At 43.8% G+C, this 1,426-nt stretch carries 2 protein-coding genes; both read right to left on the bottom strand.

Annotation, left to right across the window (positions count from 1 at the left end):
* Positions 1–135: 135 nt before the first annotated feature.
* Positions 136–633, bottom strand: a complete 498-nt coding sequence (locus QEH52_RS19630; RefSeq protein WP_308952658.1) for a hypothetical protein — start codon at positions 631–633, stop codon at positions 136–138.
* A gap of 48 nt (positions 634–681) precedes the next feature.
* Positions 682–1,320, bottom strand: coding sequence for a hypothetical protein (locus QEH52_RS19625; RefSeq protein ID WP_308952657.1), 639 nt, complete (start codon positions 1,318–1,320; stop codon positions 682–684).
* Positions 1,321–1,426 lie beyond the last annotated feature (106 nt).

The following is a 1,426-nucleotide window of genomic DNA, read 5'->3' as shown; positions in this document are numbered from 1 at the left end:
GATGCTCCAAGCCAGCCCAAAGGCAAATGTGAAGATTCCACTGAAACAGGCTAAGATTATGAGAGTTTCATCCATTTAATTTTATTACAGATCGTAGAGCGTGAGCATAGATGAGCGCCAGCGAAATCTATTGTCTCACCGCGATTGGTTAGCACTTCTTCTTTCTTCGATTATCCGATACAACTCTTTGGATTCACTGATTATCTCGTTTCTACTCAGTGAGTGTTCTGAGTGCTCAATACTATCTGAACTGTTAGTCCCATTGAAAAAGTAGCGATTCGTCCATAGTATGCTCTTCTTAATATCAAGGTCGTCTCTTAGTTTGAATCCGTATTCATGAAGTAGCACGAGTTCGTCGTTCCTGTAGTAGAATCGCCGAAAAACACTTAACGAAGCAAGATCGAGACGGTATTCAATCTTCGCTATATTCACCTCTGATTTAGTTGTGGGTGCGAGGCATGTGATGACTTCTCCCTTAAATTTCTGTTGTTCTTCAGGTGTGAGAAGTATGATGTAGGAATCGTTTAGTTTATCCCAATCGGATTCGATTTTTGATTTACCGAGATACTTGCCCGCCGCGTATGCCGCGAGAGGGAGTATAACTAATACTAGAAGCACTAGGAGTGTTTTCATTTTTATTTGCTAACGTAGAGGGGATGCGCGTAGAGTAGCGCGGTAGCGCTACTCGGAGTTGTCATCTCCCGTCTTGTTAGTCCCTCGTTTGGTGATTCCGTGGGATAGTAGTGTTTCAGTCGTGTTGAGATCCTGAGCGATTAGTTTGGGTAGATCTCCATAAACAGACTGGTCATGAGCTGTTAACTTCACTTTTAGCTCCATCAGTAGTTCTTTCCTGTTCTTTAGGTCTGAGGTCTCAATTATTTTGTTAAACTCCTTGGTGAAGGCTTTCGCATCAACTAGGTGACGTTCTCTCTCCTCGGTCTTGCTTGGTAAGTCATGGCCAGTCTTGTTTGTGAACTCATAATCACGTCCAAGTATCCTAACTTTTACGTGCCCAATGGCATGATGGTAGCGGTAGGGAAAGGTGAAACTCTCCTGTGGTTTGATTGAGTAGGTTACTCTTCCTGTGCCACACCAGTCCCATGGGTAGGCTTCCCATCCTTCTTTTACTTTCTTTTCTGTGTATAGGCTTGGTATGAAAGCCTTCTCATCACCATAACGTCGCCCGCTTAAGACGATGTCTTCCTCTCCGGTATTGGTGATCGTGATCGATTCTTTGTTTGTGAAGTCGACCTTGAAGGTATCACTCCCATGCAACACCGAGGAGAGGATGAGAAATAGTATTGATGTGAGGTGTTTCACTTTATCTGACTAACGTAGATGGGATGAGAAGGTTTGAGGTCGCGCCAGCGATCTGGGATCTTGTTCGTCTATGAAAACTAAACAATACAGAACGATAATCGGCGTC

This window comes from Thalassobacterium maritimum (assembly GCF_031127805.1).
GTDB lineage: Bacteria > Verrucomicrobiota > Verrucomicrobiia > Opitutales > Coraliomargaritaceae > Thalassobacterium > Thalassobacterium maritimum.
The sequence above is the reverse complement of the archived record's forward strand: the minus strand, read 5'-3'. Positions and strand labels throughout refer to the sequence as shown.